Annotated in this window: 19 protein-coding genes; 6 read left to right on the forward strand and 13 right to left on the reverse strand. The window is 70.0% G+C overall.

Annotation, left to right across the window (positions count from 1 at the left end; genetic code table 11):
* Window positions 1-20: 20 nt before the first annotated feature.
* The gene (locus tag ACICHK_RS20495; RefSeq protein ID WP_406838032.1) at window positions 21-395 is read left to right on the forward strand and encodes an ArsR/SmtB family transcription factor; all 375 of its coding nucleotides are present in this window, start codon (window positions 21-23) and stop codon (window positions 393-395) included.
* Window positions 392-886, forward strand: a complete 495-nt coding sequence (locus tag ACICHK_RS20500; RefSeq protein WP_406838033.1) for an N-acetyltransferase family protein — start codon at window positions 392-394, stop codon at window positions 884-886. Before ACICHK_RS20495 ends, ACICHK_RS20500 begins: the two co-directional genes overlap by 4 nt.
* Here ACICHK_RS20500 and ACICHK_RS20505 read toward each other — a convergent pair.
* From ACICHK_RS20505 to ACICHK_RS20520, 4 genes are read right to left on the reverse strand one after another with little or no spacing between them, the layout of a single operon-like run.
* On the reverse strand, window positions 879-1,421 hold the full coding sequence (locus ACICHK_RS20505) for a DinB family protein (RefSeq protein WP_406838034.1): 543 nt from the start codon (window positions 1,419-1,421) through the stop codon (window positions 879-881). The genes ACICHK_RS20500 and ACICHK_RS20505 overlap by 8 nt on opposite strands.
* A 41-nt stretch (window positions 1,422-1,462) precedes the next feature.
* The gene (locus tag ACICHK_RS20510; protein WP_406838035.1) at window positions 1,463-2,503 is read right to left on the reverse strand and encodes an ArsO family NAD(P)H-dependent flavin-containing monooxygenase; all 1,041 of its coding nucleotides are present in this window, start codon (window positions 2,501-2,503) and stop codon (window positions 1,463-1,465) included.
* The gene (locus tag ACICHK_RS20515) at window positions 2,500-3,297 is read right to left on the reverse strand and encodes an aquaporin (RefSeq protein ID WP_406838036.1); all 798 of its coding nucleotides are present in this window, start codon (window positions 3,295-3,297) and stop codon (window positions 2,500-2,502) included. Before ACICHK_RS20515 ends, ACICHK_RS20510 begins: the two co-directional genes overlap by 4 nt.
* 44 nt (window positions 3,298-3,341) lie before the next feature.
* A complete protein-coding gene (locus ACICHK_RS20520; RefSeq protein WP_406838037.1) occupies window positions 3,342-3,656 on the reverse strand; it encodes an ArsR/SmtB family transcription factor in 315 nt (104 codons plus the stop codon).
* 71 nt (window positions 3,657-3,727) lie between these two features.
* Here ACICHK_RS20520 and ACICHK_RS20525 point away from each other — a divergent pair, with 71 nt between their 5' ends.
* The gene (locus ACICHK_RS20525) at window positions 3,728-4,150 is read left to right on the forward strand and encodes an arsenate reductase ArsC (protein WP_328449988.1); all 423 of its coding nucleotides are present in this window, start codon (window positions 3,728-3,730) and stop codon (window positions 4,148-4,150) included.
* A 7-nt stretch (window positions 4,151-4,157) separates the two neighbouring features.
* Window positions 4,158-5,156, forward strand: coding sequence for a thioredoxin-disulfide reductase (gene trxB / locus ACICHK_RS20530; RefSeq protein WP_406838038.1), 999 nt, complete (start codon window positions 4,158-4,160; stop codon window positions 5,154-5,156).
* 89 nt (window positions 5,157-5,245) lie between these two features.
* Here the strand turns inward: trxB and ACICHK_RS20535 are convergent, their stop codons facing one another.
* Genes ACICHK_RS20535 through ACICHK_RS20545 form a run of 3 tightly spaced genes read right to left on the reverse strand, consistent with a single transcriptional unit; the run spans window position 5,246 to window position 8,666 of the window.
* The gene (locus tag ACICHK_RS20535) at window positions 5,246-5,935 is read right to left on the reverse strand and encodes an ATP-binding cassette domain-containing protein (protein WP_406838039.1); all 690 of its coding nucleotides are present in this window, start codon (window positions 5,933-5,935) and stop codon (window positions 5,246-5,248) included.
* Window positions 5,923-7,755 carry a phosphate ABC transporter permease subunit PstC gene (gene pstC, locus ACICHK_RS20540; RefSeq protein ID WP_406838040.1) on the reverse strand — a complete coding sequence of 611 codons (1,833 nt, stop codon included), beginning with the start codon at window positions 7,753-7,755 and terminating at the stop codon, window positions 5,923-5,925. Before pstC ends, ACICHK_RS20535 begins: the two co-directional genes overlap by 13 nt.
* A 2-nt stretch (window positions 7,756-7,757) precedes the next feature.
* Complete coding sequence (locus tag ACICHK_RS20545) at window positions 7,758-8,666, reverse strand: phosphate ABC transporter substrate-binding protein (protein ID WP_406838041.1); 909 nt, start codon at window positions 8,664-8,666, stop codon at window positions 7,758-7,760.
* Window positions 8,667-8,928: 262 nt separating this feature from the next.
* On the opposite strand from ACICHK_RS20545, the gene ACICHK_RS20550 reads away from it, so the two are divergent.
* A complete protein-coding gene (locus ACICHK_RS20550; protein ID WP_406838042.1) occupies window positions 8,929-9,354 on the forward strand; it encodes an ArsR/SmtB family transcription factor in 426 nt (141 codons plus the stop codon).
* Window positions 9,355-9,378: 24 nt separating this feature from the next.
* Here the strand turns inward: ACICHK_RS20550 and ACICHK_RS20555 are convergent, their stop codons facing one another.
* From ACICHK_RS20555 to ACICHK_RS20575, 5 genes are read right to left on the reverse strand one after another with little or no spacing between them, the layout of a single operon-like run.
* Window positions 9,379-10,086 carry a glutamine amidotransferase-related protein gene (locus tag ACICHK_RS20555; RefSeq protein ID WP_406838043.1) on the reverse strand — a complete coding sequence of 236 codons (708 nt, stop codon included), beginning with the start codon at window positions 10,084-10,086 and terminating at the stop codon, window positions 9,379-9,381.
* Window positions 10,083-10,430 carry a hypothetical protein gene (locus ACICHK_RS20560; RefSeq protein WP_406838044.1) on the reverse strand — a complete coding sequence of 116 codons (348 nt, stop codon included), beginning with the start codon at window positions 10,428-10,430 and terminating at the stop codon, window positions 10,083-10,085. The genes ACICHK_RS20555 and ACICHK_RS20560 overlap by 4 nt, the downstream gene beginning before the upstream one ends.
* Window positions 10,427-11,965: a 2,3-bisphosphoglycerate-independent phosphoglycerate mutase gene (gene gpmI / locus ACICHK_RS20565; RefSeq protein ID WP_406838045.1), complete on the reverse strand. Its 1,539-nt coding sequence runs from the start codon at window positions 11,963-11,965 to the stop codon at window positions 10,427-10,429. The genes ACICHK_RS20560 and gpmI overlap by 4 nt, the downstream gene beginning before the upstream one ends.
* A complete protein-coding gene (gene aroA, locus ACICHK_RS20570; RefSeq protein ID WP_406838046.1) occupies window positions 11,962-13,272 on the reverse strand; it encodes a 3-phosphoshikimate 1-carboxyvinyltransferase in 1,311 nt (436 codons plus the stop codon). Before aroA ends, gpmI begins: the two co-directional genes overlap by 4 nt.
* A 34-nt stretch (window positions 13,273-13,306) precedes the next feature.
* A complete protein-coding gene (locus ACICHK_RS20575) occupies window positions 13,307-13,624 on the reverse strand; it encodes a hypothetical protein (protein WP_406838047.1) in 318 nt (105 codons plus the stop codon).
* 545 nt (window positions 13,625-14,169) lie between these two features.
* Between ACICHK_RS20575 and ACICHK_RS20580 the strand changes: the two genes are divergently transcribed.
* Entirely contained in the window at window positions 14,170-15,141 is a 972-nt protein-coding gene (locus tag ACICHK_RS20580; RefSeq protein ID WP_406838048.1) for a LuxR C-terminal-related transcriptional regulator, read from the forward strand.
* 108 nt (window positions 15,142-15,249) lie between these two features.
* On the opposite strand, the gene ACICHK_RS20585 is transcribed toward ACICHK_RS20580, so the two are convergent.
* Complete coding sequence (locus tag ACICHK_RS20585; RefSeq protein WP_406838049.1) at window positions 15,250-16,851, reverse strand: GNAT family N-acetyltransferase; 1,602 nt, start codon at window positions 16,849-16,851, stop codon at window positions 15,250-15,252.
* Window positions 16,852-16,887 lie beyond the last annotated feature (36 nt).

The following is a 16,887-nucleotide window of genomic DNA, read 5'->3' on the forward strand; positions in this document are numbered from 1 at the left end:
ATGTGTGTCAACATAGATGCATGTCGAATACGAAGGTGTTGCCGCTGCTGGAACCCGAGATCTCCGGGCCGGTGGCCCCGTGCTGCCCGCCTCTGACCGAGCGGCCGCTGACTGCCGAGGAAGCAGAGCGGACCGCCGCGATGTTCAAAGCCCTCGGCGATCCGGTGCGACTGCGCCTCTTCTCCCTCGTCGCCTCGCACGAGGGCGGCGAGGCGTGCGTGTGCGACATCTCCGACGTCGGCGTCTCCCAGCCGACCGTCTCCCACCACCTGAAGAAGCTCAAGGAGGCCGGCCTGCTCTCCTCCGAGCGCCGGGGCACCTGGGTCTTCTACCGGGTGGAGCCCGCGGTCCTCGCCGCCATGGGGCAGCTCCTGACCCGCGCGGGTGCCGCGTGAGCGTGGTGATCACGCCTCTCGGCGAGGTGCACGCCGAGGAGGTCCTCGCGATCTACCAGGCGGGCATCGACGAGGGAAACGCCACCTTCGAGACCACGGCACCCACCTGGGCGGACTTCGATGCGGCCAAACTCTCGGATCACCGCTTCGCCGCACTCGACGAGTCGGGCAAGGCCATCGGCTGGGTGGCGACCACCAAGGTCTCCGACCGCTGCGCGTACGCAGGCGTGGTCGAACATTCCGTCTACGTACACCCCGGCGCCCGCGGACAAGGCGTCGCCAGGGCGCTTCTGCACGCACTGATCGCCTCCACCGAAGCAGCGGGGATCTGGACGATCCAGTCCGGGATCTTCCCCGAGAACGCCGCCAGCCTCGCCGTCCACGAGCGGGCCGGCTTCCGTGTCATCGGTACCCGTGAGCGCATCGGCCGCCACCACGGCGTGTGGCGCGACGTGGTCCTGCTCGAGCGCCGGAGCCCGCGGATCAGCTGACCTCACCGTTCAGGGTGAGCTGGCGGCGGTGGAAGTCGAAGTGCCGGGTCGGGTAGCGGTAGATGTCGGCGAGCGTCATGAAGTCCTGGAAGAAGGGGTCCCAGCGGACGGGGTAGTGCATGCCTCGGGCCAGGTCGGCATCGGATTCCACCGCGAGCCGGCGGTGCAGGGAGTCGATGACCCGGTCGAACGCGGCACCCGTCCGGCGCGGCCCGAAGACCTTCACCGCCCCGCACGGGCCGATGTAGTTGACCCAGTGGAACGGGACCGTTGCAGCATTCAGCGCGCGGGCGAAGACCCTGCTGGTGCTGCGGGGCAGCCGCCCGAAGACGCGGGTGAGGACCAGCAGCACCCGGACGACCATGTAGCCGAAGAGCATGTGCCACAGCAACTGCTCGTTGGTCCACCGGGTACCGCGAGTGGGACGGGCGAGGTCGGCTTTCGTGGCGGCGTCGAGCAGGGCGTGGAAGGTTTGCCGGGCGTGTTCGTAGTCCGCGGACACGGCCTGCCGGTCCATCGCCATCTCGTTCATCATTCGCACCTGTCCACTGCGACGATTCCCGCTCCTGGGCGGTTTCAGGCGCCGAGGAGTTCGGCGATCTCGCGGACGGCTCCGCGGGCTGTGCGGCCGACGCCGATGAGGGTGGCGGAGGCGGGGCCGGTCCAGTCGCCATAGCCGAGGAGGTGGATCCGGGGGTCGGCTACGGCGCGGGTGCCCTCGGTGGGGATACGGCCACCCCCGGCGCGCAGGCCCAGGGACGACAGGTGCAAGAGGGTGGGGCGGAACCCCGTGCACCAGATGATCGCGTCGCAGGGCCAGATACCGCCGTCGGCCCAGCGGGCTCCGTCGGCCGCCAGGCTGTCGAACATCCGGTGGTCCGGGATGAGGCCGGCGTCGCGGGCGGCGCGTACGGGCGGGACGGCGACGATGTCGCCGAGGTCCGAGATGCGGGAGCCGCCGGACTGGACACGCCGGGTGGCGATTTCGAAGAGGGCGCTCCCGTCGATCTCGTCCGGGAGATAGCGGGCCGGGCGCTGGGTGACCCAGCGGACGGTGGCGTGCGGGGCGAGGTCGGCGGCGATCTGAGCACCGGAGTTGCCGCCTCCCACCACGATGACGCGCTGTCCCGCGTAGTCCCGCGGGCTGCGGTAGTCCACCGTGTGGTGCTGGCGGCCCTGGAAGTGCTCGCGGCCGGGAACGGCCGGCAGGAAGGGACGCCACCAGGTGCCGGTCGCGCTGATCACGGCGCGGGCCGTGAAAGCGCCGGAGTCTGTCTGGACGCGCAGGAGAGGTGCCTGGTCGTGGACGGCCTCGACGTGGACGCCCCGCTGGATCGGGAGTTCGTACCGCTTCTCGTAGTCGGCGAGGTAATCCAGTACGTGGGACACGTCCGGGAACGTCTTGCCTGCCTGCACGGGCATGAGCCGACCGGGCAGCGAGGAGTAGGCAGCCGGGGAGAACAGGTGCAGCGAGTCCCAGGCGTGCTGCCAGGCTCCGCCTGGGGTGGCCTGAGCGTCGAGGATGGTGAAGTCGATGCCCGCCCGGCGCAGGTAGTAGCCAGCGGCGAGTCCGGCCTGGCCGCCGCCGACCACCACCACATCCGCGTGCCGCGTCATGCGGCGGACTGCCCGCTGTCGGTCTCGCCGCGCATGAAGATGACCGCCACCAGAGCCAGGCCCACGACCGCGCCCGCCAGCTGCGCGCCGATGAAGGCCGGGACCGAAGCCGGTGCGATGCCGGCGAAGGTGTCGGTGAAGGCGCGGCCGATGGTGACGGCCGGGTTGGCAAAGGAGGTGGACGAGGTGAACCAGTAGGCGGCGCCGATGTACGAGGCGACGGCTACGGGGGCGAAACGGAGGCGGTCGGTACGGGCCAGGCCGAAGATCAGCAGGATCAGGCCGGCGGTGGCGACGACCTCACCGAGGAGGAGGTGACCGGCGGAGCGGTCGTGGGTGGACCACTTCACGAGCGGCTCGCCGAACATCGCGTCCGCCAGGATGGCGCCCGCGATGGCGCCGACGATCTGGGAGGGCACGTACACGGCGAGCTCGCGGGCGGTGACGCCTGCGCCGCCGCGGCGGGCGCTCCACCACTCGGCCAGGGTGACGGCCGGGTTGAAGTGGGCGCCGGACACCGGGCCGAGGAGAGCGATCAGTACGCCGAGGCCGAAGACCGTGGCGGTGGAGTTGGCCAGGAGCTGGAGGGCCACGTCCTGGGTGAGCTCGGTGGCCTGGATGCCGGAGCCGACCACGACCGCGACCAGGGCGGCGGTGCCGACCAGCTCGGCGGCCGCGCGGGCGATCAGCGGGGTACGGGGCGGGGTCGCGCCGGGCGCGGGCTGCGGCGCCGTGTCGGCGGCCATGACGGTCTCCGCCGCAGGGGCGGTGCCGACGGGCTCAGTGGCGGTCAAGACAGGTTCTCCTCGGGCAGATGAGGCAAAAGAGCGACTCCGGGCTACGGACAGGCCCGCTTGAGGTTCGCTTCGGCGGTGGCACGCGCGGTCTGAGCGAGGTCGGCGAATTGACCGGCGATGGATTCGATGACCTCAGGACGCACGCGGTAGTACACGAACCTTCCGCACGGCTCCGTCTCCACGACCCCCGCCTCGCGCAGCACCTTCAGGTGGTTCGAGAGGTTCGTCTGCTTGGCACCCGTCTCCTCCACAAGGTGGGTGGCGCAAAGGGTCTCCTTGGCCAGGAGAGTGACGATCTGGAGCCTGAGCGGGTCGGCCAGAACCCGGAACAGATCAGTGTCGACTGACATCATCATGTGCTGATACTCTCACATCACTCGGGGCTGATACCAGTCCGGGCTGAGTCATTGGATTGAAGGAAGAGACGATGTCCTCCACCCCGCTCGCATCCGTGCTGTTCGTCTGCATCCACAACGCAGGCCGATCGCAGATGGCCGCCGGATTCCTGCGCCACCTCGCGGGCGACCGGGTCGAGGTCCGCTCCGCCGGCTCCGTGCCCGGAGACCAGATCAACCCCTCCGCCGTCGCCGCGATGGCCGAGCTGGGGATCGACATCTCCGACCAGAAGCCGAAGGTCCTCACCACCGAGGCCGCCCAGGCCTCCGACTACATCATCACCATGGGCTGCGGGGACGCCTGCCCGTACTTCCCCGGCAAGACCTACCTGGACTGGCAGCTGGAGGACCCGGCCGGCCAGGGCGTGGAGGCCGTACGCCCCATCCGGGACGAGATCAAGGGCCTGATCGAGGGCCTCATCGCCGAGATCGACGCGAAGAAGCAGGAGAGCTGACCGCATCATGACGACCAACCCGACAGGCGCCCAGGACGTGCGCGAGGTCATCATCATCGGCTCCGGCCCGGCCGGCTACACCGCGGCTCTCTACACCGCCCGCGCACAGCTGAAGCCGCTGCTGTTCGGCAGCTCCATATTCGTCGGCGGTTCGCTCACCACGACCACCGAGGTCGAGAACTTCCCCGGCTTCCCCAGCGGCATCGACGGCCCGGACCTGATGGACAATATGCGGGCCCAGGCGGAGAAGTTCGGCGCCGAGATGATCGATGACGACATCGTCTCCGTCGACCTCAGCGGCGACATCAAGCTGCTGACCGACTCCGAGGGAACCGTCCACCGCGCGAGGGCCGTGATCATCGCGACCGGCTCCGGCTACCGCAAGCTCGGCCTGCCGAACGAGGACACCCTCTCCGGCCGCGGAGTCTCCTGGTGCGCCACCTGCGACGGGTTCTTCTTCCGCGACCGCGACATCGTCGTGGTCGGCGGTGGCGACACCGCCATGGAAGAGGCCACCTTCCTCACCCGCTTCGCCCGCTCGGTCACCATCGTCCACCGCCGCTCCACCCTGCGCGCCTCCAAGGCCATGCAGGACCGGGCCTTCGCCGACGAGAAGATCTCCTTCGCCTTCGACAGCGAGGTCGCCGAGATCAAGGAGAGCGGCGGCATGCTCTCCGGCCTGGTCCTGCGCGACGTCCTGACCGGCGAGACGCGCGACCTCGACGCGACGGGCCTGTTCGTCGCCATCGGCCACGACCCCCGTACGGAACTCTTCGCCGGCCAGCTCGAACTGGACGGCGAGGGTTACCTCAAGACCCAGGCGCCCACCACCCGCACCAACATCCCCGGTGTCTTCGGCGCCGGCGACGTGGTGGACCACATCTACCGCCAGGCCATCACCGCGGCCGGCTCCGGCTGCGCCGCCGCCCTGGATGCCGAGCGGTACCTCGCGGCCCTCGGCGACGCTGCCCCGACCGGTGAACCCGAGCTTGTGGCGGCAGGCTGAAACAGACGCCGGGCCCGGTCCGTCGTGATTGCGACACGACGGACCGGGCCCGGTTTTCGATACCTGCTGTTGCTCTTTGCGCCCCGTGCTCAGACGGCTGCCGAGGAGAGCGCCAGGGTTTCCGGCAGCTCCAGACGTACCGTGCGGTCACAGAGCCGCTCCACCTGCGCCGGATCGTGCGAGACGAGGAGGACCGTGCGGTTGCCGCGAAGGGCGGCCACCGACTCCTCCACCGTGTCCCGGCTCCGTTCGTCCAGGGCGCTGGTGGGTTCGTCCAGCAGGAGGGCCGCCGGTTCCAGGGCCAGGGCACGGGCCAGGCACAGCCGCTGGCGCTGGCCGTTCGAGAGCGTCTGGGCTGGGGTGTCCAGCCGGTCGCGGACCTCGTTCCACAAACTCGCCTCCCGCAGCGCCTGCTCCACACGGTCGCGCATGTCCGCTCGGGAAGCACGCACCAGGTGCCGGAGGCCGAAGAGCGCGTTGTCCAGGATGCTGCCGCCGAAGACCACGGGTGTCTGCGGCACCAGGACGACCGTGCTCCGCAAGTCCGCGTCCCCCTTGCCGCGGCGGATGGTTCGCCCCTGGACCTCCAGATGGCCGTCGCGGGTGAGGCCGTGGGGCAGCAGGTCGACCAGGGCGCGCAGCACCGTGGACTTGCCGGCGCCCGAGGGGCCGCACAGGCCGGTGGTCGATCCGGCTGCCAGCTCGAAGGTGACCGGGCCCACGAGAGTCTTCTTGCCGTCGAGAACCCGCAGGTCGCGGACGGCTATCACGTTGTCCATCGTGCTCCTTCGAAGCGGTTGCGCAGTGCCACCGCCAGGCTGAGAAGTACCGCGGTGATCAGGACCAGGACCAGCGCGCTGCCCCATGCCTGGTTGATCGCCTCGGGGGCGTTCGAGTCCTGGGACAGGGTGAAGATGTGGGTCGGCAGCGCTTGCACCGGGGAGTTGACGATCCCGGTCGGCAGGGCGGGTGCTCCGAAGAACACCGTGGCGGTGAAGATCAGAGGGGCTGTCTCGCCCGCTGCCCGGGCCAGGCCGAGCAGCAGACCGGTGAGTGTGGCCGGCCAGGTGTAGGGGATGACCACGGAGCGGATGTACTGCGCCCGGGTCAGGCCGAGTGCCAGGGCGCTCTCGGTGAGTTCGCTCGGCATGCTCCGGATGCGGCCTGCGGTGGTCAGCGCGATGACCGGTACGACCACGGGGACCAGGACGATGGCTCCGGCCAGCCAGGACCGGCCCCATCCCATGGTCATGGAGAAGAGGACGTATCCGGCCAGGCCCAGCAGGATGGTCGGTGTTCCGCCGATGGCCACCGTGACGGTCTCCAGCACACGCGCTGTCCTCGCGGAGGCGTGGGCGCCGATCAGAATGCCCGCGCCGTAGCCGAGGGGCAGCGCGATCAGGGCCGCGGTGGCGATCAGCAGGAGTGTCCCGAGGATCTGGCCGCTCACACCGCCGCTGGCCGCACCGGTGGCAGGGGAGAACCAGAAGGCCGGGTTGAGCGCGGAACTGCCCCGTGTCACGAGGATGGCGAGCATCCCGACGAGGAGTGTTCCCGGCAGGAGCAGGGCTCCCAGTCGCAGCAGCGTGGCGAGCCGGTCCCGCGGAATGCGCAGCCACGCGGAGGCCCGGCGGGGGCGCAGCCCGCGCTTCGTGGCACGGCTCGATGTCCCCCGGGTGCCCCACACCGTGGCCGCGGCCACCAGGGCGAGCAGGATGATGCCCAGACCGCACAGCGCCGCGAAGTAGGGGCCGGAGGTTCCCGCGAGCATCGGCTCGGGGCCCGCGAGTTTGGCGGTCAGGGTCTGGCCGGGGTGCACCAGGGAGGAGAAGAAGCCCCCGAGCGACTCCGGAAGCCTTCCGTCGGCCCGTCCCACGACCAGGAAGACCGCGATCGCCTCGCCGAGGGCCCGGGCAAGACCGAGCAGGACACCGGCGCGCATCCCCGACCGTGCCTGGGGCAGCACGGCCGACCGTACGACCTCACGGCGCGTCAGTCCGAGGGAGTAGGCGGCTTCCCGATAGCGGCCGGGGACGGCGGCGAGGGCGTCCACGCTCACGGCCACGATCGTCGGCATGATCATTACGGCGAGCACGATGCCCGCGGCGAGCAGACTGTCACCGCCCGGCACGTCACCCAGCGCGGCGACGAACGGGCGGACGACCATGACGCCGACGAGGCCGTAGACGATGGAGGGGACTGCCGCCAGGAGTTCGACGCTCAGCCTCAGGGGCTTGGCGAGGCGCGGTGGCAGGTACTCCGTCAGTGCAACGGCCGCCGCCCAGCCGACCGGGACGGCCAGCAGCAGCGCGAGGGCACACACGACGGCCGAACCGTAGATCATGGCCAGGGCACCGAAGGTGCCGTTCATCGGGTCCCACGTCGGGTTGGTGGCCAGGTCGGACCAGTCGACGTCGCCGCTCGCGATGCCGGTGGCCAGGTATCCGATCAGTACCGTCAGGATGAGGGCGACCGAGAACATCCCGGTGTAGACCCATCCCCAGACCCATCGTGCCCGCCCGGGGCGGCCGCCCTGAGCGGGCGGCCGCGGCGCGGCAGGTCCGGGCGCCTGGGGAGGGCGCTCCAGAGTGAGACTCACCGTCACTTCCCCATCTGCTTGAGGGTCAGGTAGCCGTGCTTGGGCAGCAGCTTCTGGCCTTCCGGCGAGAGGACGTAGTCGATGTACTGCTTGGCGGTGCCCTTCGGCTTGCCATCAGTGATCATGAACAGCGGCCGGGTCATCGGGTACTTGGAGGACTTCACGTTGTCGAGGGTGGGAGCGACGCCGTCCAGGGCCACGGCCACCAGGTCGTCATGGCCCGCGATGAAGCCGGTCGACAGCGGGCCGATGGAACCCGGGGTGGACTCCAGCTTGTTGAGGGTCTCCGTGTTGCCGCCGACGATGGCGTAGTTGTCGGACTTCGGGGGCGGCGGGGCCTTCTCCTCGCCGTAGACGAACTTGTCGAGCACCTCGCGGGTGCCGCGACCGGGCTCCTTGTCGTAGACGAAGACCTTCAGGTCCGGGCCGCCCACCTGCGACCAGTTGGTGATCTTCCCTTCGAACAGGCCCTTGACCTGCTCCTTGGTGAGGCTCTTGACTCCGGCGTCGGCGACCTTCTTGCTGATGATGACGCCGACCGCGTCCGCGCCGATCTGCGTCGGGACGAAGTCGGTGTCGGGGTAGGCCTTGCGGTCCTCGTCCGCCAGGGGCTTGGAGCTCAGCGCCATATTGATCTGCTTCGAGCCGAGCTGGGAGATGCCGCCGGCCGAACCGCCCTGGGTGGCCACCGTGATGTTCAGGCCCTTGGACTTGAGGGCCTCGGCGGCGTCGGACGCGACGGGGGCGACGGTGGTCGACCCGCTGGCCTGCAGTGTGGCCGAGTCGGCCTTGGCGGAACCCGCGCAGCCCGTCAGCGCGGTTGCGAGGAGCAGCGCGGCGGAAGCGGCGAACCCGAGCTGCTTCCGCCTTCCGGCGCGGAGTGACGTCGCCTGATGGGGTGCTGTGGTCATGACAGACATGGCGGTGCCTTTGCTGGTTGACAGTGAGTTGACTGAGAGTTGAGGGCGGGTGAACAACCCTGACGATCAAGAGTCTGCTCGGTGGGAAGCCGCGGCAGAAGAGGTTGCGGGTGGCATCAACCGCGTACGGCACCCACCTGCCTGGCAGGGCGTCCGGAGCGCGGTCCGGCCAAGTTGAACGGCAGGCAAATAATGGCTGAATAGGATCATCCGGTCGGCTGGGCGCCACGCCCGCGGCCGTAGGGTGAATCGCATGCCCGCAGATCAGGCGACCGGCCGCTCCTCAGGCCTCCTGCCCTTCATCGACGATGATCCGTCCTGCGGGCCGCCCCTTGAAGTGGATCCACTGCCCAGGAAGCGGGCGGAGGTGCTCGCGAAGAATCTGAAGGGCATAGCCGACCCGACACGGCTGCAGATCCTCAGCGTCTTGCTCGCGGCCCCGGATGGTGAGGCGTGCGTATGCGATCTGACGCCGCTCCTGGGGCTGGCCCAGTCCACCGTCAGCCAGCACATGAGGACCCTTGTGGACGCCGGCCTGGTGAGCCGCAGGAAGCGCGGTACGTGGGCCTGGTATGCGGTCAAGCCCGAGCGGCGCGCCCTGCTCCATGCTCTGATCTGGGGCGATGAGGAGACAGCCGGGGAAACGCAGAACCCCGGGCGGGTCATGGTGGAGACATGACCCGCCCGGGGTGCGGTAGGAGTGTCAGGCGCTGATGGCTGCGCGGGCGGCGACCTCGGCCGCGAACGCCTTGATCAGCGCATGGACGTTGCCGGGGCCGGAGACCAGCTCCGGCTGGAAGAGCGTGCCGATGAAGAACGGGTGACCGGGGACCTCGGCGGCACGCGGGGCGCCCTCGGTGTCCCAGCCGCTGAACAGCACGCCCGCGTCCGTGAGGCGCTCGACGAACTCGCCGTTGAGGCCGTACTTGCAGTGGTACGTCTCGGTGGTCAGCTCCGCGTTGCCGTAGACGGCGGCCAGCCGGCTGCCCGCCGTGAGCAGCAGCGGCGCCTGCTCGCCCGCCAGGCAGCAGGTGAGCGGGACGATCAGTGGGGTCGGAGCCTCCGGGTCGTACTGCACGTCGTCGGCGTCGGTGAGCCCGACGACCGTACGGGCGTACTCGATCAGCGCGTGCTGGAAGCCGCCGCAGGTGCCCAGGTAGGGGATGCCGTTCTCCCGGGCGTGCCGGACGGCTGACAGCACGCCGTCCTTGTTCTCGTACGGGGAGCCGGGCACCACCCAGATGCCGTCGAAGCCTTCGAGGGACTCGGGGCCGGTGACGGTTTCGGTGGGGACCCACTCGGTGTCCACGTCGAGCTCGTGCCGGAAGCTGTCGAGCCGGGCGTGGGCGGGGGACTTGCCGTGGTCACCGATCAGCGCGATGCGCGGCCGGGGTCCGAAGGCGGTGGTCATGCGTGCTCCTGCGGGCTGTCGAGGATCCGTCCGAGCTGGACGAAGCCGTGGGGCGCGAGGCGGGCGACGAGCCGGCCGTCGCGCTCCTCGGTGGTCGAGCCGCCTCCGAGGAACAGGAGCGGGCCGTCGGTCTGCGGGAGCAGGCCCTCGGGCTGGAACTCCTGGATCTCGTCGGTGGCGTTGTGGACGCTCAACACGTGGACGGTGCCGGCCGTGTTGGTGCGAATGTCGGCCTTGAGAGCCGGACCGAGGTCCAGGTCGCGCAGCGCGGCCTCGGTGGTGAAGGCGGAGGCGAAGGCGGCGCCGCCGGGGGTGGTGGGTGTGATCAGCTGGGCTGCGGTCACAGGAGACTCCGGCCGGTCATGGCTGGGCTGCTCGGGCGGCCCAGCAGGTGCAGGACGGTGGGTGCGATGTCGGCGAGGCTGCCGCCGTCGGCGAGGTGCTCGGGAAGGAGCTGCCCGGGGGCCGCGACCACGACCGCCGGCACAGGGTTGGTCGTGTGACCGCCGTACGGGAGCGGGGTGCCGTCGGGGCCGGGCTTGGACATGCGTTCGGCGTTGCCGTGGTCGCCGACGAGGAGGACCCAGCGGCCTGTTGCCGCGGCGGCGGTCAGGATCTTCTCGACCTCACGGTCGGTGTGTTCGGCGGCCTTGACGGTGGCGTCGTGGTTGCCGGTGTGGCCGACGACGTCGATGTTGGCGAGGTTGGCGATCACCAGGGCCACGTCGTCACGCCGGGCGGCGGCGGTGATGGCCTCGGTGACCCGGGCGAGGTTCATCTCGGGCCGGGCGACGTAGTCGGGGGTGGTGTCCGCGGTGATGCGGATGTGTTCCTCGACTTCGCGGGCCCGGTCGTCGCGGCCGTTGATGTAGTAGGTGACGTGCTCGAACTTCTCCTGTTCCGCGATGCGCACGGAGCGCAGGCCCTGCGTTTCGAGCGCGTCGGCCAGACCGCCCGAGGCGTCGGCCCGTCCGACCAGGGCGGGGATGGCCGCCCGGGTGTCGTACTGGGTCAGGGACAGGACGTCGACGTCCGTGTCGGTGAGGATCTGGACGAGATCGTCCGCGAGCTGCTGGATGCGGTCGCTGCGGAAGTTGGTGAACAGGATCGTGTCGCCGTCCTGGACGGTGGCGAGCGGCTCACCGCCGGCGTCGGTGAGGACGGTCGGGGTGACCCATACGTCCCCGTTCTGGGCACCGGCCAGGACCTGCTGGTAGTCGCGGGCGGTCGCGCCCTTGCCGTCGGTGATGGCCTCGCTGACCTTGGCGGTCAGTTCCAGGTCACCGCTCTTGTCGAGGCCGTAGCCACGACCGGAGACGGTGGCCAGGGCGCCCGTGCCGGTGGCGGCGAAGAACTCCTCGACCCGGCCCAGGTAGTGGCCGGCGGTGCGGTCGGCGACGTCGCGGCCGTCGGTGATGGCATGCACCCACACGCGCTTCACACCGCGGGACGCCGCGATGGACAGGAGCTCGTGGAGGTGGTCGACGTGGGCGTGGATCATCCCGTCGGAGACCTGGCCGATGAGGTGCAGGGCACCACCGTTGGCGGCGAGCCGGTCGAGGGCTTCGGTCAGGCGCGGGTTGTCCCGCAGCAGGCCGGAGTCGATCTGCCGCTGGACCAGGACGCTGTCGTAGTCGAGCGGCCGGCCGGCGCCGATGACCATGTGGCCGATCTCGGAGTTCCCGACGGTGCCGGGGAGCAGGCCGACGTGCTCGCCCGACGCTTCCACGAAGGTGGAGGGGTGCTTGGCGGCGATGGCGTCGAGGACGGGGGTGTGGGCGTTGGTGAGCGCGTTGCCGGGCCCGGGGGCGGCGTGGCCCCAGCCGTCGAGGACGAGCAGGATCCCGGGGCTTCCGGCGGAAGTGTCGGGACCGGTCACCGCAGGGTGTCCAGGGTGTTCCAGAAGGCGGGGAAGGACTTGGCGACGCAGCCGGGGTCGTTGATGACGACGCCGGGGGTGCGCAGGCCGATGATCGCGAAGGTCATGGCGATGCGGTGGTCGTCGTAGGTGTCGATGACCGCGCCGTGCGGGGTGCCGCCGTGGATGGTCATGGCGTCGTCGTACTCGTCGACGGTGATACCCATCTTGCGGAGCTCGGTGGTGACGGCCGCGATGCGGTCGCACTCCTTGACCCGCAGGCTGGCGATGTTGGTGATGTGGGTCTTGCCCTCGGCGAAGGCGGCGACCGCGGCGAGGGACGGGACGACGTCGGGCATGGCGTCCATGTCGACCTCGATGCCGCGCAGATCGCCGCCCTTGACCGTGATCGACTTCTCGGTGATCTCGACGTGGGCGCCCATCCGGCCCAGGACCTCGGCGAGGCCGACGTCCCCCTGGTGGGAGGTGGAGCCGATGCCGGGGATGGTGACCCGGCCGCCGAGTATCGCGGCGGCGGCGATGAAGTAGGACAGGCCGGAGGCGTCGGGCTCGACGACGGCGTGACCGCCCTTGAAGGACTGGCCGGCCGCGATCTTGAAGCGGCGGTAGCCGTCGCGCTCGACGGTGATGCCGTGTTCGGCGAGGGTGGCCAGGGTCATCTCGACGTACGGCTTGGAGACCAGTTCGTCGACGATCTCGATCTCGGTGTCCTGCTGGGCGAGGACGGAGCTGATCAGGATCGAGGACGTGTACTGGGAGGAGATGGCGCCGGAGATCTTCGTCTTGCCGCCGACGAAGTTGCCGCCGGTGACCTGGATCGGCGGGGAGCCGTTGCCGCGGACCGCGACCGCCTCGACGCCCAGGCCCGGCAGGGCCGCGAGCAGGTCGCCGAAGGGGCGCTCCTGCATACGGGTGTTGCCGGTGATGGTGGTGACGCCCTCGGCGAGTCCCGCCATGGAGATCAGGAAGCGCAGCGGGGTGCCCGCGCCACCGACGAAGATGTCGTCGGCGGGGGCGACCATCGGCTTGCCGGTCGGAGTGAGGGTGAAGCGGTGGTTGTCGTGGTCGATCTCGACGCTGACGTGCCCGAAGGAGGCCACGGCGTCGGCGAAGTAGATGGTGTCGTCGGAGACCAGGGCGCCGTCGATCACACCGGTCTTGCCGTCGAGGGCGGCCAGAGCCGCGATCGCGATCTGGCGGTTGGTGTAGGACTTGGATCCGAGGACCTTCACCTCGTGGTCGATCGAGCCGATGGTCTCGACGGTGAGCTGCTCGGCCTTCAGCCGCGGGTCGTTGATACCGCTCATGGGTGGAACTCCTGGTGATGGTGGGTGATCTGTGTCACGCGAACGCGGCGCCCGAGCCGGGCAGGGCGTCGGGAAGCTGAGGGCCGGCGGAAATTCGCCAATTGGCCAACGTGGGGCTGGAATTGAGTGCGCGACGGCAAATCTCGGCCGCTGCGAACAATGCGCCGTCGGGGCTGCTGGTCTGGTGAAAGAACGTCAGGTCTATACGTCCGGAAGTCGTCTTCGCGTGGACGTGTTCGAGGTCGTCACCCGGCATTGCGGCAGCCCACACGATGTCGGTGACCACCGCCGATTCCAGCTTCGCGGCCTCGGCTTCCCTGGCGGCGACGAGCGTGGCGGTGGCCATGAACATGGGGCCTCCAGGCCGGGCGGTAAGCCCTGGTACGGACCACACGTGCTGGTCGGCTTCAGCCTGGGTGACGGCGTCGTAGAGCTCCGTGTGGCGGCACTTGGGGCCGCAGCCGTGTCCGCCGGCGGGGGAAAAGCCCAGCGCGACCGCGGCGGCTCTGTTGATCAGGCGCAGGGCTCTCCGCGCAGCAGGCATGGCTGTCCTCCGTGTGGTGGAATGAAGGTTTTCGCTCAGATCAGGGGGCGTTCTCGACGCGCTGCGGATTCCGTGTCCGAGGACCTCCGCCGCCCTGTGATCACTATTTTGCTGAGCCTTTTCAAGGGGCGGAAGAGTTCCCCACTGGCATGAAGTGCGACCGGCAGGCACCTGCCTAAAAGTGGCCTGAACCGCGATCCCCGGAGACCCGGAAGGTGCCCGCGCCGGTGATCACTCTGCGAACATCCCTTGTCGCACAGACCCCTGACCTGCAAAGATCGGCGCCCGCCGATGTACTAACGGATCATCTTGATATGTGAGACGTCAAGCGGGGGGTCGCTGTGCTGGCAAGTTTGGGACTGGATGCCGAGGCCGAGTCTGTTTACCGGCTGATGCTCACCCAGCAGGACTGGGGGATTGCGGAAATCGCAGTCCACCTGGGCTGCTCGGAGGAGTCCGTACGGTCCTCGTTGGACCGGCTGGCCGAACTGAACCTGCTGCGCCGCTCCATGCAGGCGCCCGGCGGGCTCAGACCCGTCAGCCCGGATCTCGGTTTCCAGCTGCTGCTCCAGCGCCAGCAGGCTCATCTGCTCGCCCAGCAGCAGCAGTTCGCCGAGAGCCAGGCAGCCATCAGCAAGCTCCTGGACGAGTACTCCGAGCTTCGGACGGGCGAGCGGCACGGCGTCGAGTACCTCCAGGGCATCGACGCCATCCAGACCCGCCTCGAAGAGCTCGCCCATCGCTCCACCAGCGAGTGCCTGTCCTTCATGCCCGGCGGCGCGCAGTCCGCGGCGAGCCTGGATGCGAGCCGACCGCTGGACGAAGACCTGATGCGCCGGGGCGTACGCGTCCTGACCGTTTATCTGGACAGCGTCCGCAACGACAACCCCACGGTCGAATACGCCCAGTGGCTCCACAGCGACGGCGGCGAGGTCCGCACCGTGCCGGCCCTGCCGCTGCGCATGGTCCTGTTCGACCGCGAAGTGGCCCTGCTGCCGGTGGACCCGAACAACACCAAGAAGGGCGCGGTCCAGCTGACCGGCCCCGGTGTGCTCACCGCCCTTGCCGCCCTGTTCGAACAGGTGTGGGAGTGCGCGGCCCCGATCGGCAGCACCCGAGACCGCGACGAGGCCGGCCTCACGGCGCAGGAGCGTGAGCTGCTGCGCCAGCTCACCCAAGGGGCCACCGACGAGATCGCGGCGAAGAAGCTCGGCATCGGCCTTCGCACGGCCCGCCGCATGATGTCGGAACTGATGGCCCGCCTTGGTGCGCGCAGCCGCTTCGAGGCCGGCGTCCTGGCGTCGAAGGCCGGCTGGACCAACTGAGACCCCCTTCCCCTCGCGCTGCACCCCCCCTCCCGCAGCGCGAGCAAGGCCCGGTGTGCGACTCGTCGCACACCGGGCCTTGGGGGGTGTTGAGTTGTGGATCAGGGGTCAGCCGCAGCAGCCGCCCTCCGGCTGGAGAGGCTGGATCGGCTCGTAGGCGTTACCGCCGAGCAGCCTGGCCTTCAGGCGGCCGATGGCCGTGGCCGGCGCCTCTTCCGTCGTCGCGCCCAGAGCCTCACGGCGGGCCTGCCCGAAGGCGGCGTGCAGCTTGGCGACCTCGGCACGCAGGTCGGTGTCGGTGACCAGGATCGCCGAGCGGATCTGGCGGGGCTTGAAGCCGCGCAGCCGCTTGGCCTCGTCCGCACCCGGGCCGGCCTCGATGGACGTGACGCCTTCGGCGTACGCATCACGCAGCGGGCGGTCCAGGACGATCTCGAAGTAGATGCCGCTGCGCTCGCCGAGCGCCTCGTAGTCGAATCCCGCCCACTTCACGAACAGGCGCTTGCCCTGGCGGACGGTCACCGAGACGGCGACGAGCTGCTCGTCCTTGTGGACCAGGTACGCGCGGACGTCGGCCCCGCCCTCGACGAGCGCGCCGAGCAGGGCTCCGATGTGCGCCTCGTCCTCGCCGCCGCCGTACTTCTGGCGGTTCTGGGTGATGAGCTCGGAGATCCGGCCGACCAGCGGGCGCAGCTCCTCGCGGTCCTTGCGCTCGATTCGGGTGCCGGAGCCGTCGGCCCGGTCGCGGTCCTCCTTCACCCGGCGGCGCTTGCGGGCCGGCAGGGAGGCCAGGTAGGCGTCGTAGCTGTCGTGCTGGAGATCCAGAAGGTTGTTCTCGCCGTGGAAGGCGATGTCACCGCCGTACGCCTGAAGGGCGAGCGCGAGGACCTCGCTGTGCGGGCTGTCGTGCAGCCAGGGGGCGATGATCGACCGTACGCCCGCCTCCGCGGCAGCCGGGACGATGCGGTCGATCAGGTCGGCGACCAGCAGCGGATCCTCGACCGAGGCGGAGGCCTCGGAGCGGTAGCCCAGCGGGGAGCCGAGCAGCAGCGCCGGGAAGAAGGCTTCCGCGCCGAGCGCCTCGACGGTGTCGTTGGTGGTGTCGCAGCAGGCGGTGGCCGAGCAGCAGGCCACGGCGCCGTCCTTGGGCTGCCAGCCCAGGTAGGTGCGCGGGTCGGCGTCCACGATCGGGGCGGCGTCGAAGAGGAAGCCGGGCAGGAAGGCGAGCTCGCCCTCGCCGCGGTCGGCCACGGTGTACCAGGGCTTGGCGTCTTCGAGGCTGGCCTCGGTGGCTCGGAGCCAGTGCGGAAGGACGTACGGCGCGGGGTCGGTGACCTGCGGGACGCTGCCGCCGAGGGCCGCGACCGCGTCGTCGAGCGACAGGCCGGTCCGGACGTCGGCCGGGTCCTCCTGCTCGGTGCTGCCGCAGCAGGAGACGGGCTCGGGCTTGGCGGGACCGCAGCATCCGGTGGCGGCCTCGACCGGCTCCGGCTCGGGGTCCGCGGCCGGGCCGCAGCAGCCGGAGGGCTCCTCGGCCTTCGCGGGTGCGGCCTCCTCCGTCGCGCCGCAGCAGGAGGATCCCTCCTGGTCGGCGGCTTCGGGCGTCTCAGTGGCCTCGGGGGCCGAGCAGCAACCGTCGGTCGGCTTTTCCAGCACCACGAGCGCCGGGGCCGGCTCCTCCGTGGTGGCGCTGCAGCAGGTGGTGCTCATCTCTTCTTCTCCTCGGGTGGTGGCTCTGCGGTGTCA

Origin of the sequence: Streptomyces sp. AHU1 (assembly GCF_045343905.1) — a bacterium.
In the GTDB taxonomy this organism is placed as follows: Bacteria; Actinomycetota; Actinomycetes; order Streptomycetales; family Streptomycetaceae; genus Streptomyces; species Streptomyces triticiradicis.

Coding starts and splice junctions, on each gene's coding strand:
- ACICHK_RS20495 (WP_406838032.1), top strand. CDS start 21: ATGTCGAATACGAAGGTGTTGCCGCTGCTGGAACCCGAGATCTCCGGG.
- ACICHK_RS20505 (WP_406838034.1), bottom strand. CDS start 1,421: ATGATGAACGAGATGGCGATGGACCGGCAGGCCGTGTCCGCGGACTAC.
- ACICHK_RS20510 (WP_406838035.1), bottom strand. CDS start 2,503: ATGACGCGGCACGCGGATGTGGTGGTGGTCGGCGGCGGCCAGGCCGGA.
- ACICHK_RS20520 (WP_406838037.1), bottom strand. CDS start 3,656: ATGATGATGTCAGTCGACACTGATCTGTTCCGGGTTCTGGCCGACCCG.
- ACICHK_RS20525 (WP_328449988.1), top strand. CDS start 3,728: ATGTCCTCCACCCCGCTCGCATCCGTGCTGTTCGTCTGCATCCACAAC.
- trxB (WP_406838038.1), top strand. CDS start 4,158: ATGACGACCAACCCGACAGGCGCCCAGGACGTGCGCGAGGTCATCATC.
- ACICHK_RS20535 (WP_406838039.1), bottom strand. CDS start 5,935: ATGGACAACGTGATAGCCGTCCGCGACCTGCGGGTTCTCGACGGCAAG.
- ACICHK_RS20545 (WP_406838041.1), bottom strand. CDS start 8,666: ATGACCACAGCACCCCATCAGGCGACGTCACTCCGCGCCGGAAGGCGG.
- ACICHK_RS20550 (WP_406838042.1), top strand. CDS start 8,929: ATGCCCGCAGATCAGGCGACCGGCCGCTCCTCAGGCCTCCTGCCCTTC.
- ACICHK_RS20555 (WP_406838043.1), bottom strand. CDS start 10,086: ATGACCACCGCCTTCGGACCCCGGCCGCGCATCGCGCTGATCGGTGAC.
- aroA (WP_406838046.1), bottom strand. CDS start 13,272: ATGAGCGGTATCAACGACCCGCGGCTGAAGGCCGAGCAGCTCACCGTC.
- ACICHK_RS20575 (WP_406838047.1), bottom strand. CDS start 13,624: ATGTTCATGGCCACCGCCACGCTCGTCGCCGCCAGGGAAGCCGAGGCC.
- ACICHK_RS20585 (WP_406838049.1), bottom strand. CDS start 16,851: ATGAGCACCACCTGCTGCAGCGCCACCACGGAGGAGCCGGCCCCGGCG.